Annotated in this window: 12 protein-coding genes and 2 pseudogenes; 9 read left to right on the top strand and 5 right to left on the bottom strand. The window is 53.7% G+C overall.

The window, feature by feature from the left end; translation table 11 throughout:
* The first annotated feature begins 8 nt into the window (after positions 1 to 8).
* From G3T16_RS08560 to G3T16_RS08545, 4 genes are all read left to right on the top strand, one after another.
* The gene (locus G3T16_RS08560) at positions 9 to 1,121 is read left to right on the top strand and encodes an aminotransferase class I/II-fold pyridoxal phosphate-dependent enzyme (protein ID WP_163494684.1); all 1,113 of its coding nucleotides are present in this window, start codon (positions 9 to 11) and stop codon (positions 1,119 to 1,121) included.
* Positions 1,122 to 1,135: 14 nt separating this feature from the next.
* The gene (locus tag G3T16_RS08555) at positions 1,136 to 2,197 is read left to right on the top strand and encodes an alanine racemase (protein ID WP_163494683.1); all 1,062 of its coding nucleotides are present in this window, start codon (positions 1,136 to 1,138) and stop codon (positions 2,195 to 2,197) included.
* 174 nt (positions 2,198 to 2,371) lie between these two features.
* Positions 2,372 to 4,231, top strand: coding sequence for a serine hydrolase domain-containing protein (locus G3T16_RS08550; RefSeq protein ID WP_163494682.1), 1,860 nt, complete (start codon positions 2,372 to 2,374; stop codon positions 4,229 to 4,231).
* Between the two features lie 149 nt (positions 4,232 to 4,380).
* Positions 4,381 to 5,994, top strand: a complete 1,614-nt coding sequence (locus G3T16_RS08545) for a class I adenylate-forming enzyme family protein (RefSeq protein ID WP_163494681.1) — start codon at positions 4,381 to 4,383, stop codon at positions 5,992 to 5,994.
* Positions 5,995 to 6,049: 55 nt separating this feature from the next.
* Here the strand turns inward: G3T16_RS08545 and G3T16_RS08540 are convergent, their stop codons facing one another.
* On the bottom strand, positions 6,050 to 7,465 hold the full coding sequence (locus G3T16_RS08540; protein WP_163494680.1) for an amidase: 1,416 nt from the start codon (positions 7,463 to 7,465) through the stop codon (positions 6,050 to 6,052).
* Positions 7,462 to 8,802: an MFS transporter gene (locus G3T16_RS08535; protein WP_163494679.1), complete on the bottom strand. Its 1,341-nt coding sequence runs from the start codon at positions 8,800 to 8,802 to the stop codon at positions 7,462 to 7,464. The genes G3T16_RS08540 and G3T16_RS08535 overlap by 4 nt, the downstream gene beginning before the upstream one ends.
* A gap of 384 nt (positions 8,803 to 9,186) precedes the next feature.
* On the opposite strand from G3T16_RS08535, the pseudogene G3T16_RS22800 reads away from it, so the two are divergent.
* A pseudogene (locus G3T16_RS22800) lies at positions 9,187 to 9,369 on the top strand (TetR/AcrR family transcriptional regulator); the annotation flags it as partial.
* Positions 9,370 to 9,669: 300 nt separating this feature from the next.
* Here G3T16_RS22800 and G3T16_RS22795 read toward each other — a convergent pair.
* Together G3T16_RS22795 and G3T16_RS22790 are read right to left on the bottom strand one after the other, a co-directional pair.
* Positions 9,670 to 10,275 carry a cupin domain-containing protein gene (locus tag G3T16_RS22795; RefSeq protein ID WP_332102878.1) on the bottom strand — a complete coding sequence of 202 codons (606 nt, stop codon included), beginning with the start codon at positions 10,273 to 10,275 and terminating at the stop codon, positions 9,670 to 9,672.
* A complete protein-coding gene (locus tag G3T16_RS22790; protein ID WP_197911969.1) occupies positions 10,215 to 10,493 on the bottom strand; it encodes a cupin domain-containing protein in 279 nt (92 codons plus the stop codon). Before G3T16_RS22790 ends, G3T16_RS22795 begins: the two co-directional genes overlap by 61 nt.
* Before the next feature lie 212 nt (positions 10,494 to 10,705).
* Between G3T16_RS22790 and G3T16_RS08520 the strand changes: the two genes are divergently transcribed.
* Positions 10,706 to 11,689: a 2-hydroxyacid dehydrogenase gene (locus G3T16_RS08520; RefSeq protein WP_163494677.1), complete on the top strand. Its 984-nt coding sequence runs from the start codon at positions 10,706 to 10,708 to the stop codon at positions 11,687 to 11,689.
* Positions 11,690 to 11,702: 13 nt separating this feature from the next.
* On the opposite strand, the gene G3T16_RS08515 is transcribed toward G3T16_RS08520, so the two are convergent.
* Positions 11,703 to 12,584: an AraC family transcriptional regulator gene (locus G3T16_RS08515; protein WP_163494676.1), complete on the bottom strand. Its 882-nt coding sequence runs from the start codon at positions 12,582 to 12,584 to the stop codon at positions 11,703 to 11,705.
* A 140-nt stretch (positions 12,585 to 12,724) separates the two neighbouring features.
* Here G3T16_RS08515 and G3T16_RS08510 point away from each other — a divergent pair, with 140 nt between their 5' ends.
* The 3 genes and pseudogenes from G3T16_RS08510 to G3T16_RS23350 all read left to right on the top strand — a co-directional run.
* Positions 12,725 to 12,868, top strand: a complete 144-nt coding sequence (locus tag G3T16_RS08510) for a hypothetical protein (RefSeq protein ID WP_163494675.1) — start codon at positions 12,725 to 12,727, stop codon at positions 12,866 to 12,868.
* Between the two features lie 27 nt (positions 12,869 to 12,895).
* Positions 12,896 to 13,228 carry an acyl-CoA dehydrogenase family protein gene (locus G3T16_RS23355; protein ID WP_456298662.1) on the top strand — a complete coding sequence of 111 codons (333 nt, stop codon included), beginning with the start codon at positions 12,896 to 12,898 and terminating at the stop codon, positions 13,226 to 13,228.
* Positions 13,150 to 13,503 (top strand): annotated as a pseudogene (locus G3T16_RS23350) (acyl-CoA dehydrogenase family protein); the annotation flags it as partial. The gene G3T16_RS23355 and the pseudogene G3T16_RS23350, both read left to right, overlap by 79 nt.
* Positions 13,504 to 13,513 lie beyond the last annotated feature (10 nt).

Here is a 13,513-nt window from a genome sequence, read left to right as displayed (position 1 = left end):
TGTAGAGTATGTATTTCAAGCGTATGGTAATGGAAAAGGAGTCACCGGAGGAGATAGGTTACGACAATATCCGTTATAACCTGTCTGAAAGCTCGATAATGGATAAGCGTCTCTCCGAGATAGGTATTCATTTGGACGATCTGCTCCTGCATTACGGAAGTCACGGCGGTGTGCAGGAGCTCAAGGAGATAATCGGCAACAGTCACTATGGGCTCAACGCCGAGAATGTGCTGGTTTGTTCCGGAGCCTGTATGGCGCTGTTTGTCATTAATGCCACTATACTGTCACCAAAAGACAGTGTGCTCGTTATTCAGCCAAACTACGCTACCAATATCGAGGTTCCCCGCTCGCTTGACATCAACATTGATCTGATAAAATTGAGCTTTGACGACGGCTTCCGGCTGGACCTGGACGAAGTGAAGTCGCGAGTTCATTCAGGTACAAAGCTGATCAGTGTAACCTATCCCCACAACCCGTCGGGCGTGATGATAAGCCGGGACGAACTGGATGAGCTTGTACGGATTGCGGAGCAACACGATTGCTATCTGCTCGTTGACGAAACCTATCGTGAACTGACGTTTGGAGAAAAGCTTCCGACCGCGGCCAGTCTCAGCAGCAAAGCTGTTAGCGTCGAGTCCGTATCCAAGTCCTATGGTGTGCCCGGAATTCGTATCGGTTGGCTAGCGAGCCAGGATCTGGAGCTCATGGAGAGGTTTCTTGCCACGAAAGAGCAGATCATAATATGTAACTCCATTGTGGATGAGCACATAGCGCTCGAGGTACTTAAGAAGAAGCAGGAATTGCTTGAAGAAACCAACAAGAAGAACCACAAGAACTTCCAATTGCTAAAGAACTGGATGGCAGACCAGAGCGTATTTGAATGGGTTGAGCCAGCTGGTGGAGTTGTGTGTCTGGCCCGGTTCCGGCCAGAGATAGAGATCGACACGAGTAAATTCTACAACACGTTGTTTGATGATTACAGAACCTTTGTTGGTCCCGGACGCTGGTTTGATCAAAGTGACCGATATTTCAGAATTGGATATGGCTGGCCGACGACAGATGACCTTGCGGCCGGTCTCGAGGGCCTTCAATCAGCCGCCAGGGACACGGTGTCCCAATGAATATCCGCTATTAAATGTTCCCCGAGCTGGTGGTCAGTAGAGATAGGCTGGCTGGAAATATACGAGCGATCAAAGCGATTCTTGATAGAAGTAACATTGATGCTGTGGCTGTAACAAAAGGTTTTTGCGCCCACCCGTTGATTGCAGAGGTATTTACCGATAATGGAATCAATGTGCTGGGCGATTCACGCATTCAAAACCTCAAGAAGATGCGAAATCTACCGGGGCGAAGAATGCTATTGCGGCTTCCTGCTCCAAGCGAGATTGATGAGGTCGTGGAATACGCCGATATCTCTCTGGTTTCACATTATGAAACAGCAAGGGCATTGTCCCGATGCGCAAGTAAAAGGGGACAAACTCATAGCGTGATCGTGATGATCGACATGGGGGATATGAGAGAGGGCGTCTATGGCGCTAGCGCACTCTACGATGCCCTGGCCAATATTATGTCTTTACCCGGAATAAAACTCGAAGGGATTGGTGCAAATTTCTGCTGTATAGGGGGCGCCTTGCCGACGTTGGAGAAAATGAATGAATTGCGACGTATGAAGGAAGTCGTTGAAATGGAACAGGGAATCTTTCTTCAGACGGTTTCCGGAGGCAACTCCTCCAATCTTTCCCTTTTGTTAAAGCAACCGAATTCGTCATTCTATAATCAGCTCCGTATAGGCGAGGCGTTTCTCCGGGGAAGGGAAACCGTGGATGACCAAGCTATTGCTGGAGCCCATGATGATTGCTTCATGATCAGGGCAGAGATAATAGAAAGATACTCCAAGCCGTCCGCGCCCTCTGGATCAACCGGTGGAACCGGTTTTGGAAAGGCCCCGGCCTTTGTAAACAAGGGTCTAAGATCGAGAGCGATATGTGCTCTTGGGAAACTGGATATTGACGACCAGCAGCTCTTCCCAATAGAGGAGGGTATCAAAGTTATCGGTGCGAGCAGTGACCATCTGGTATTGGATGTTGAGGATTGTAAAAGTGCTCCTGAACTGGGCGATGTGCTTAGCTTCAAGCTCGGCTATGCCAGTATTATGCGCTCCATGCTCTCACCCTACGTACAGAAAAGAATACTCTAATTCTCTGATTTATCGGTAAAGCAGATTATGCAGTCAATATCAGCCTCATCGGCCAGTAGCTATCCATCTATCGGATTGAAAAGCTCCGCGCTACTACTATGCTTGTGTCTACTGGTACTTTGTCCAATTCCTGGATTTGCCACTACGATGGATGGCTGTGTGGAACAGCCAAACATGACGAGACATCTCGAGCCTGCAAAGGTTAAATCCTTCGTGGACAAGACACTCCCCCGACTGATGGAGGCCAATGAAATCCCCGGGGCAACTTTGGCCATTACCGAAGGGTGTAGAGAAATTGTAGTCGCGGGTCACGGATTTGCGGATATAGAACAGTCGGTTGAGGTAGATTCTCGTAAACACCTTTTCAGGATCGCATCCATATCCAAACTGTTCGTTTGGACATCGGTTATGCAGCTGGCAGAACAAGGTCAGTTGGAGTTGGACGCTGATATAAACGAATACCTGGATTTCAGCATTCCCGATACATTCAACAAGCCCATTACGTTATGGCATCTTCTTACCCACACTCCCGGATTCGAGGACACAAACATAGGCGGCAGCGCCCGAACGGTGGAGGCCCTGCCGACCCTGGGTGAAGCGTTGAAGGCGTTCGTCCCATTGCGTGTTGCCCCACCTGAAAAGTATACGGCCTACTCCAACTACGGTGCTGCGCTTGCAGGATATATTGTCGAAAGGGTCTCCGGGCAACGATTCTACGAGTATGTGGAGGAGAACATATTCGGGCCCGCCGGGATGAACCATTCGACCTTTCGTCAACCTGTGCCTGATCATCTCATTGTTGATATGGTAAAAGGCTATTCCAGAGAACAGGATGGATATCGGGAAGGTGGTTTTGAGTTCATGAAGCGCTATCCCGACGGGGCGGCACTTTCTACAGCTGTGGATATGGCGCGGTTTTCCCGCGCGCACTTGATGGGTATGTCCGATAGTGTCTGGCCAGGCCCAGACACTCTTGAGACAATGCACAGCCATCAATTCAGCAATATACCCCAGACGGCCGGAGTGGCTCTTGGATTCATTGAAGGCCTGTACAGCGGCTATAGAACTATTGGCCACGGTGGGGATATCGACTATTTCTCGTCCAAACTCTACCTGGTCCCATCAAAGAATATTTCGGTCTTCATAGCATTCAACTCGGATTCTACCGGCGCTGCGAAAGCGGTTTTCATGCAACGGTTTATGGATGAATTCTTTCCCGGCAGCGGAGAGCGCTGGGGGCTTCAATCCGGGGAGCGGGTTGATGACCCCGCTGATGAGGTCGAAGGGTCATATGTATCCACGCGAAGAAATCATTCCACTATTGAAAAGCTGGTTTGGCCCCTGATGACCGGAATTACAATTGATTCCATCGACGATCGAAGGATATCTGTCGATGTGGCGGGAGAAGAATATATATACAGGCGCCACCAGGACGGAATATATGTACCGGATGACGCGAGCTCCACTGCAAACGAGGAGTTGGGTGCCCTGATTGTAACAGTGGATGCAGCATCGGGTGGGCGCAATCTGTACTTTTCCCGGTTGGCAACATTTCACTTCGAAGAAACCCCTTCAAGGGAAGGACTAACTTTACACATTGTGCTGTTGCTGGGCGCGCTTTCCCTGCTGATTATCGGCTCGTTCTACCCAGTTATCAGGCTGATAAAGTCATTTGGAGGAACTCGTGCTGGAATAGCGAAGCATGAGGGTTACGTTTCCGAACGGCTTTTGATGTATTTGGTGCCCTTGGGGGCAATTGTAGCGTTTGCCTTCGTTTTTGGGCTACCGCAAGTACTCACACAGGAGCTCATTTATGGGGCGTCAATTACCCAAAGAATGTTCTTCTATTTACCTGTACTCCTGATAGCGATATTGACTGCGATACTGATCGCATTGTTCTTCTATGCCAGAATCAGATCGAACTATCCACTGGTCATTTTTTCAGCGACATTTGGCGCTCTCGGCATCAGTATACTTTCGTGGCAGCTGTATATATGGAACATGATCGGCAGCGGAGGAATTCCCGAAATCTAGCGGGCCCCGGGTCAATCGCACATTAGAAGAGCCTCCTCCGGCATCATTTCCAATCAATTCTGTTCAGGATCCTGGATCTCAGTACAGCGTTGTCGAATACAGGAAAGTTACTATGTACGCAGGTCCCACTGACATTATGGAGATAGCTGATGGTGTTTCCCGCTAACTCGCCCGGTATAATGCCGCCGGAACTGGAGCGTGTAAGTGACTATCTGTTCCATGGTTCAAGGAAATTTCCCGATAGGGAGATGCTTGTTTCAGATGACCATCGCCTGACCTACCGCGATTGTGCCCATCGAGTTGACGAAATTGCCAGGGCCCTGATAGGACATGGACTGAAACCGGGCGATCGGGTCGCGACCTTGCTGCCACCTTGTCCCGAGTTCTTTTTGATATTTCTTGCAACTGTGTCAATTGGTGGTATTTGGGTTGGTCTCAACCCCAAGTATACGAGGCGGGAGCTGCTACATCCTCTGGAAGACTGTCAGCCTGATATCATCTTTTCGAGAAGGGATATAGGAGACAGAAGTTACAAAGAAGATCTTCTTGCAGTCAAAAATCTACCGAAACAGTCGACGACAATAGTTGTGGATGCCGACGCTACACTGCCTGATGGCATGTGGACGAAGGATGCATTTTTACTTCAGGGAGAAAAGGTCAGTGATTCACGGCTATCGGAGGCGCGCGAAAAAGTCAGCACTGACAGTCCGTGTCTTATTGTGTACACGTCCGGCACAACGGGAAAACCAAAAGGGGCCGTGCTAACGCACAGGGGGCTGACATACTGCTCGCTGGTTGATACTAAGTACAATCTGGGATTTCAGGGGCAGCGAATCCTTTGTAACTTTCCGATTAATCACATCGCATGTGTTGGGGATGTGTGCTGTACAACACTGGTTGCAGGGGCCACGCTGGTATTCATGGAGTCTTTTGATCCGCAAGGCGTCCTGAAGACCATAGAGACGGAAAAGCTCACCCACCTGGGCCAGATACCAGTTATGCTGCTGGCCATCTTTTCCCAGCCTGACGTGGACAAGTATGATCTGTCATCCTTAAGATTCATAGTATGGGGCGGAAACAAGGCCTCCATTGATCTTGTGCGGCGTCTGCGTCAATACGCGCCCAATCTCGCCAGTGTGTACGGATTGACGGAGACTACAGGTAACGTTCTGTACGTGAGAGATTCTTCCTGTAGTGATGTAACCTATGCCGAAACAGCCGGGTGGCCTCCTCCTGAATATGAGGTCGCCCTGTTTTCCGACAACGGTGCGCCAACGTATCCCGGGGAAGTTGGAGAAATCCGCGTAAGAGGGGGCTTTCTGATGAAAGGGTACTGGAACAATCCATCGGCAACAGAAAGTACACTGGATGGTGACGGCTGGTTGCATACCGGTGATCTTGCATTCCAAAGGGAAGATGGCGCATTTTGCATTACGGGCAGGAAGTCGGAGATGTACAAGTCGGGAGGCTACAATGTGTATCCCTCTGAAGTGGAACAAGTAATTGAAAGTTGTGAAGGCGTCGAAATGGCAGTTGTGGTCGGTGTCAACGATCCGGTTTATTCGGAAGTCGGTCACGCCTTTGTGTTGGGTAGTAGCAGCCTGTTATCAGAAGAACGGTTAAAGGCTCATTGCCGTAGTAGTCTGGCAAACTATAAAATTCCCAAGGCATTTCAGTTGGTGGAGGCGTTTCCGTTATTGCCCAATGGCAAGGTAGATAAACTTGCGCTGAAGAGGCAGGTTTTTCGGCCGACTCCGGAATAGTCCGGCTCCTGCTGTGAAAGCATTTCCCCGGGCTCTATCGACACCCAGTCACAGGCTACCAGAAATCCGGCGCTGTCCGTGGCCAGGGCTGTACGGTTTCCATTAGTTGGGCCAGGCGCAACAGTAACTTGTCCTCATGCCGGCGGGCTGCGATCTGCAGGCCTACTGGAAGGCCGTCACTGGTCGTACCTGCGGGAATTGAGATGGCCGGAATTCCAGCAATATTGGCAAACATTGACAGAGGTTCCGCGCCTGTCCATGTTGCATCCTTTCCAGCGATATTTGCAGGGATTTCTTCGCTGGCTCCGAATGCGGGGCAGGAAGTGGCGGGGGTGAACAGGAGGTCTACCTGCGAAAACAGGTCTGCTACAGTATTTTCCAGTTCAAGGAATTCCTTCTGCATTCTAATGTGCTCTGCTGCACTCGACTTGGAAAAAGTCTGCAGAAGACCTTGTGTCCGAGTATCGAGTTGGCGAATATCAAGGCCTTCTGCTGCAAGTGCATCTTTCAGGAAATTAAGGGATTCCATAACCCAGGCCCGATAGACGTTGGGTGGACGGTACGAATAGTTTGAAAGATCAAGGCCACTATTCTGGACTACTGTCTCGAAACACTTTCGCGCTATATCCACGGCCTCCGGCTCCATTGGTGCATATCCGAAGTCAGGTGACCACGCGGCCTTGAGCCCCTTGAGGCTTCCCCGGCTGATCAGGCGCTCGAAAGCTTCGGCTGGTCTGGGAAGAGACATTCTGTCAAGCAAATGAGGTCCGCAGCTCAAATCCAGGAGGACGGCAGTGTCTGCCGCCGTGGTTGTCAAAAAGCCCAGGCATGATAGCAGTGAGCTTCCATCGCGGCTGGGTATGAGCCCATGAGTCGTCTTGAGCCCCAGTAAGCCACAGTATGCAGCAGGCGTCCTTATTGAGCCGCCGCCATCCGTGCCGGTCGCAAAGGGCACGAGGCCGGCGGCCACAGCTGCGGAAGAGCCGCCGCTGCTGCCCCCAGGTGTACGCTGAGTATTCCATGGGTTGCGGGTAATGCCGAATCGTTCATTGTAGGTCGCCGAGTGCATGCCGAACTCGGGAACATTCGTTTTACCCAAAGGTATTGCACCGGCATTCCTGAGCCGCTCTATAACAGGATCGTCCTTGCCTTGGAGTACTGCTTCACCGAGTATGCGGGAGCCTTCCATTGTTGGCATGTATTTTACGTGCGTGAAATCCTTTACTCCAAAGGGAACACCAGCAAGGCGCCCCACAGCATGGCCGGTAGAGATTTTCCTGTCCACCTCCCTGGCCGCAGACAGGGCGTTCTCGGTATCGACAAAGACAAACGCGTTTATTATTTCATCGTACTGAAAAATACGATCCAGAAAGAAGGCCGTGACCTCTTCAGCGCTAAGGCGTCTATCCCTTATGCGCTCAGCCAGTTCAAGAGCGGACAGGTGGTGAAGCATCTTGCATTGTGTGTTCATTTGGAAAGCTCAATTGCAAAGGCTTCCCGGACATGTTCACTTTGGGTTGGGAATTTGCTCATAAGGAACGAAGACATCAGGTTGAGTAAAGGCGGTACTACCGCCAGGACTGCTATCAGAGTTACTATGGAGAGATCGCTGCTTTCACCGCCTACAGTTAATCCGGAGGACCCGACAATGATCAGACTGCTGCTGGTGCCGAGTGCGCGGCCGGTTTTTTCGATAAGATTTGTTGCCGCCTTGTAACTGGCCGCTTTGTCGTGATGGGTTCTGGCGCTGTCATCGTCGATGACTTGGCCTAGCAAGGTAATTACGAGTATTCCGATCAGGCAGTCGACAACGCCTATTATTGCAGCGTAAGTCATTATGATTCCCATTGCTCCTGGGCCCGTGGGGAAAATGGCAACCATGGGCATGAGAAGAGCATTTGCGCAGGTCGCGTAACACCATAGTGTCTTGTGGGAAAAGTTCTTCAGCAGGCGGTAGGCAAACGGTGCAGCGACCAGGCGGCTGCAGTATGCAGCGAGCAATATCGCACCTTCATACATTGATAGATCCAGATACACATCCACATAGACGAGAAAAAGGGCAACGATAATTGCATCGGCGCAGGCCCAACATATGAAAGCTGCCGCATAGAACCGAAAGGTCCGGCTACCGATTATTTCTCTTATTGTCTCGATAAAGGAATAAGGTGATGAGTGGGCCCTGGCCTCTTGTGGTACCACGTTTACGGAAAACAGCGCGAGCAAAGGAAAGCTAATTGCTATTGTGAGCCCCAGCGCTTTCATGACCGGCTGAGTGAATTCGGATGATTGGGGGTCGGGATTGAATATGAATGGAAAGGCAAAGAAGAGAAGCGAACCGATGTATGCAAACACCTTCAAGGTGACCCCGAGCCTGGCGCGTTGTTCCGGCCTGTGTACGACCTCCAGACCCCAGGCTATGTGGGTTATCTCGAAGAATGTCCAGCCAACATAAAGGGTTATGTTCGCCGCCAGGAAATAGGTCCAGTGAATGTCGCTAGGAGGCATGAAGATCAGCGCGAACCCTGTGGCGGTAATGGGCGCGCTCAGAACAATCCACGGCTTCCTCCGTCCCCATTTCGTGGGCATGCTGTCCGAAAGCCAGGCGATGGCCGGGTCGCTGACTGCATCGAATAGTCGGGCGAACAGGATAATAGTTCCGATGGTTGCTATGTCCAGACTGGTGTACTTGGCATAGAATTTCACGATGACGTAGCCCAGCGGCATCCATGCAAGGCTGGTGATCATGGCCGGTCCCGCATAGGCGCTGATCTGCCAGTATTTTATGGGAGTGTCCTCTTTTTCCGACATGCCGGCCTCAATGAGTACTGATCTGTTGTGGCTTCGGCTACCCCTTGCCCCTGTCATGGGAGGCGCCGGCCAGGCGTTCACGCTGCGTGGCCGGCATTCCCATGCCAGGAGAGGCTGACCATTCTTGGGATGATGGCGTGAAATGCACTGCCAAGTAGTCTACCAAAAACTGCACGTCAGTCAAATAAATGTCCGATGGAATTAAGGTGGTTTTGGGGGTGGGCGCAAAGTCTGGTCCGGTGGATAGTGTTATGAAACGTTCCTTTTGCCTTGGATAAAACATTCTAATATGATGATGTATGTAGTTGGGCGGTTCAGGCATCCATGTGCTGCCGATGACTAGTTTCGATACTCTCCAGAGAACTATGAAAGAAGACATCCATTATGGTTAGAGCCAAGCGCAGCAAACCCACGTTTATTGAGGAGGCGCGCCAGAAGCAGATTCAAGAGATAGCTCGCGACCTTTTTATACGTGTGGGGTTTAATCAGGCGTCTCTTTCGGATATTGCTGAAGCCGCGGATATCAGCAAGGGGGTCATTCTTTATCACTATGGCAGCAAATCCGAATTGGGAAAGGCTGTTCTCGAGGATATTCTGAACACTTATGGCAGTTTTCTCAGCGCTCAACTGGAGAAGAAAAGTACGGCCAGAGACAAGTTGCTGGAGCTTCCCAATGCATTTGCCAGTTATGTCCAGAAAAACTATGAATCATTTTTGCTCTATATCGATGTCCTCGGCAGCTTTGGTAATCTCGAAGAGAAAAAGGAGTACATGTCGGACACGAATCAGACGCAACGAGCGTTTCTTCGACGCCTGATCGAGGACTGCAAGAAGGAGGGATGCTCCTTCAAGTTGAAGTCCAGCGCTTTAGCGGATGTTATACAGGCAACCCTGGATGGACTGATCGGCCAGTACAGTGTGGATCCAGATCGTGTGGATCTTTCCGCCTGCGCCAGGGTATTGCGACAGTTTCTCAATGAAGCTATCAAATCCTGAAGCACTACGCGCTGCGCAGATAGCTAAAGCCCCCTCCTTGATGTACAACTCGCAATAGTCATTGCTGGTGGGGTTGATTGCGCCACCGGTGGGGATGCGTAGCCAGCAATAGGTGGGGAAGCTGTCGTACTGGTCGGCAAAACTGCCTTTCAGGACCAGGATCTCGGCGCCGTGGGGGAAGTTGATCTGACCGATTTCCGCCGGCGTGTCCCAGCTCTCCAGTCGCATGAAATCGGTATAGGGCTCCTGGGCATAGAGCTTCTTCCAGCTGGTGTTTTTGCGCACTGAGGGCTGCCACGAGCGCTCGTGGGTTTTCACGGACACATGTTCGCGACTGGCACCCGGATACTGGCGTTGCTTTACGAACAGCAGACATCCCTGTTCGGAAAATGGGGAATGGTGGGATCCCTCCGGGTTCAGCAGATAGCTGCCCGCTGGCCAGTCACCGTGTTCGTCGGAGAAGGTGCCCTCCAGCACCAGGATCTCTTCTCCCTGGGGTGGTCATGGGCAGGAAGTCGCGCACCGGGCTCGTAGCGTACCAGCGAAGTGAGCTGCGCCGATTCGTCCGGCCCTGTGCGGTGCAGCCATTTGTGCAGGACGTGGTCCACGGGACCGGGGCTCCAGTCCATGGATGACGTGTCGACGACGATGCGCTGGCTGAGGTCGCCGTTGAGTGCAGCGCTGGATTGATTCATGCTTGTGGCCTGTTCTGAATGATGTCGCCGGCTGGGTCTGGTGGGCCTGCGTACTGTTGGCGGACTTGGACTGTGGCCGGCTGGGGATGTTCCCCGGATTATCAGTCCATCATAACTGGAACAGCTTACAGTACAAGTGATGGCCTCCGGACTGCCCGCGGAATCGGGCGGTCGCCTGTTGCGGGGTGGCGAGATTGAGGTATGCTCATTGCATGGATAAAAAAGTATTCGTGACTCACGCCCTGCCGGGCGAGCGTATTCTCGCATTGTCAGCGCACTGCGATATGAACGTCTGGCTGGGTCCGGGCCTGCTTGCCGCGGAGGCATTGCGGGAGGAGTTGGCCGGCTGCCAGGGCCTGCTATGTCTGCTGACGGACCGGATTGACCGCGAGTTGGTTGAGGCCATGCCCCAGCTGAAGTTCGTATCCAGCATGTCGGTGGGTGTCGACCATGTGGATGTCGCCGCGCTGACCGAGCGCGGTATTCCGCTGGGCCATACGCCGGGCGTGCTGGTGGAAACCACCGCCGACACCACTTTCGCGCTGCTGCTGGCGGCTGCGCGCCGGATCGTGGAGGCGGACCGGTTTGTGCGTCAGGGGGAATGGCGCCGTGAAAACCGGTGGTCACCGGACTTTTTCACTGGGAAGGACGTCGAGGGTGCCACCCTGGGTATCGTCGGCCTGGGAGCCATCGGTCAGGCGGTGGCCCGCCGCGCTGCGGCGTTTGGCATGCAGGTGCAGGCCTGGAACCGCAGCCCCCGGCAACTGCCGGGTATCAGCCTGGTAGAGCTGGATACACTGCTGCAAAGCAGCGATTTTGTCAGTCTCCACCTGCCGTTGACGGCCGAGACCTGTGGCCTGCTGGATGCGCGCCGTATTGCGCTGATGAAGCCCGGCGCGGTGCTGGTCAACACCGCGCGCGGTGGTATCGTCGACGAACGGGCGCTGGCTGAAGCGCTGGCCAGTGGCGCGCTGTTCGCCGCTGGCATCGATGTATTTGAGGAAGAGCCGGTGCCCGAGGATCACCCGCTGCTGGGTCTGCCCAATGTGGTACTTGCACCACATATCGGCAGTGCCACTGCCCGCACCCGTGCGCGCATGGCCGATATTGCCGCCGATAACGCGATCGCGGCCCTGAGCGGTGAGCCCATGCCCCACTGCGTCAACCCGGAGGTCTACCGCCGCGGCCCCGACTGATACCAGCCGGCGGCTACTTGCGTACCGAGCTGCGATAGGCCCGCGGCGACAGCCCCATGGTCTGGCGAAACAGGCGGGAAAAGTACAGCGCGTCGTCATAGCCAACTGCATCGGCGATGGCCTTCACGCTCAGCTCAGAGCTGTCCAGCAGCTGGCAGGCGTACTCGATCTTCATGTGCAGGAAGTGCTTGATCGGGGAGTAACCGGTCAGGGCCTTGTAGCGGTTGGAGAAATGGTATTTGGACAGGTGGGCGATGGCTGCCAGTTCCTCCAGCTCCAGTGTGCGGTGAATGTTTTCCTGCATGGTGTTCTGAATGGCTTCGAGGTCCATGCCCGCGGGGTGGGTCGCGCGCTGGCGGTTGGTCTCCAGCACGAACTGGGTGAACAGGTGCCGGCACTGGTTGGCGGCATTGATGAAGGCGCTGCTGCTGTAGCCGGTCTTGGTTACCGCCAGCAGGCTGTGAAAGCCGGCGATCAGCGGCGGTGCAATACCGGCGTGAACCACGGCCTTGCCGGGACGGTAGCCCAGGTACTCCATGAAAATGCGGCTGCTCACTCCCTGGAAATGCACCCAGTACAGGCTCCATGGTTGTTCCCTGCTGGCGGCGTAGCTGTGAGCCAGACCCTGGGGCAGCAGCATCAGGTCGCCGCCGCCTATATCGTGGCGCTGCTCTCCCAACCGTAATCGGCCACGGCCGTCGACACAGTACAGCAGCAGGTTGTCATCGTGACGCGGCCGGCGCATGCGGTGTCCACGGGCATGGGGATAGTAGCCCATCGCGGTCGGGTAACAGTCGCGGGTGAGTGGGTGACGGTGCAGCTGTTCCAGCATGAAAGCCGGTGTCAGAAACCGTATACCCTCGGCCGGGAGGGGCCATTGGGACGTGGTGATCATCGCTAATATTCCAGAACAGACACTTTTGGGGCATTTAATGCAACAATATAGTCCATATGATACGCAATTTCGACAATGTGCAATAGCGGTTGGCAGTGCTATGTTTATAAGCACAACCATCAAACCCGCAGGTAATCGTCATGGCACGTCAGGTTCCGTTGTACATCAACGGTGAATTCATGCAAAGCACCAGCAGTGAAAAGCTGCCGGTCACCAATCCCGCCAACCAGCAACTGCTGGCGGAAGTTCCTTTTGCAACCCACGAGGCTAGCGCTTCACAATAACGCCACTGAGCCGCGCCAGGCGCGGCTTTGCGTCCGGGAGGCAAGGACTTGGACTTTTCACGCAACGAAGACCAGAAGGCTTTTGTCGACAGCGCCCGCGCATTCGCGCAGGGCCAGTTGGCGCCCCACGCTGCGCGCTGGGACGCAGAGTCCATCTTTCCCAAAGAGGTACTGGCGGCAGCCGGCGAATTGGGATTCATGGGCATGTATACCCCCGAACGCGCGGGCGGCCTGGGCATGAGCAGGCTGGATGCCAGCCTGATCGTCGAGGAACTGGCGACTATGTGCAGGAGCGGCGCCAGTTTGACGCCGCCATCGCCGACTTCCAGGCTACCCGCTTCAAGCTGGCGGACATGTTGACAGAGTTGGTGGCGGCGCGGCAGATGGTGCGGCTGGCGGCCTGGAAGCTCGACGCCGGAGATTCTCAGGCCTCCACTTACTGTGCGATGGCCAAGCGCTTCGCCACCGATGCCGGCTTTCAGATCTGCAACGATGCGTTGCAGCTGTTCGGAGGTTATGGCTACATCTGCGAGTACCCGATGGAGCGTCATGTACGCGATACCCGGGTTCACCAGATCCTGGAAGGTACCAACGAAATAATGCGCGTGATCATCGCGCAGTGGCGTAACCGCTAAGGAGCAGCTG

It is taken from the genome of Kineobactrum salinum (assembly GCF_010669285.1).
GTDB lineage: Bacteria > Pseudomonadota > Gammaproteobacteria > Pseudomonadales > Halieaceae > Kineobactrum > Kineobactrum salinum.
This window is presented reverse-complemented; position numbering and strand designations above follow the sequence as displayed.

Bases quoted from the DNA above. Each gene is read 5' to 3' on its own strand.
- G3T16_RS08535 (WP_163494679.1), bottom strand. From the start codon at position 8,802: ATGTCGGAAAAAGAGGACACTCCCATAAAATACTGGCAGATCAGCGCC.
- G3T16_RS08550 (WP_163494682.1), top strand. From the start codon at position 2,372: ATGACGAGACATCTCGAGCCTGCAAAGGTTAAATCCTTCGTGGACAAG.
- G3T16_RS08540 (WP_163494680.1), bottom strand. From the start codon at position 7,465: ATGAACACACAATGCAAGATGCTTCACCACCTGTCCGCTCTTGAACTG.
- G3T16_RS22790 (WP_197911969.1), bottom strand. From the start codon at position 10,493: ATGAATCAATCCAGCGCTGCACTCAACGGCGACCTCAGCCAGCGCATC.
- G3T16_RS08555 (WP_163494683.1), top strand. From the start codon at position 1,136: ATGTTCCCCGAGCTGGTGGTCAGTAGAGATAGGCTGGCTGGAAATATA.
- G3T16_RS08545 (WP_163494681.1), top strand. From the start codon at position 4,381: ATGGTGTTTCCCGCTAACTCGCCCGGTATAATGCCGCCGGAACTGGAG.
- G3T16_RS08560 (WP_163494684.1), top strand. From the start codon at position 9: ATGTATTTCAAGCGTATGGTAATGGAAAAGGAGTCACCGGAGGAGATA.
- G3T16_RS08515 (WP_163494676.1), bottom strand. From the start codon at position 12,584: ATGATCACCACGTCCCAATGGCCCCTCCCGGCCGAGGGTATACGGTTT.
- G3T16_RS08520 (WP_163494677.1), top strand. From the start codon at position 10,706: ATGGATAAAAAAGTATTCGTGACTCACGCCCTGCCGGGCGAGCGTATT.
- G3T16_RS08510 (WP_163494675.1), top strand. From the start codon at position 12,725: ATGGCACGTCAGGTTCCGTTGTACATCAACGGTGAATTCATGCAAAGC.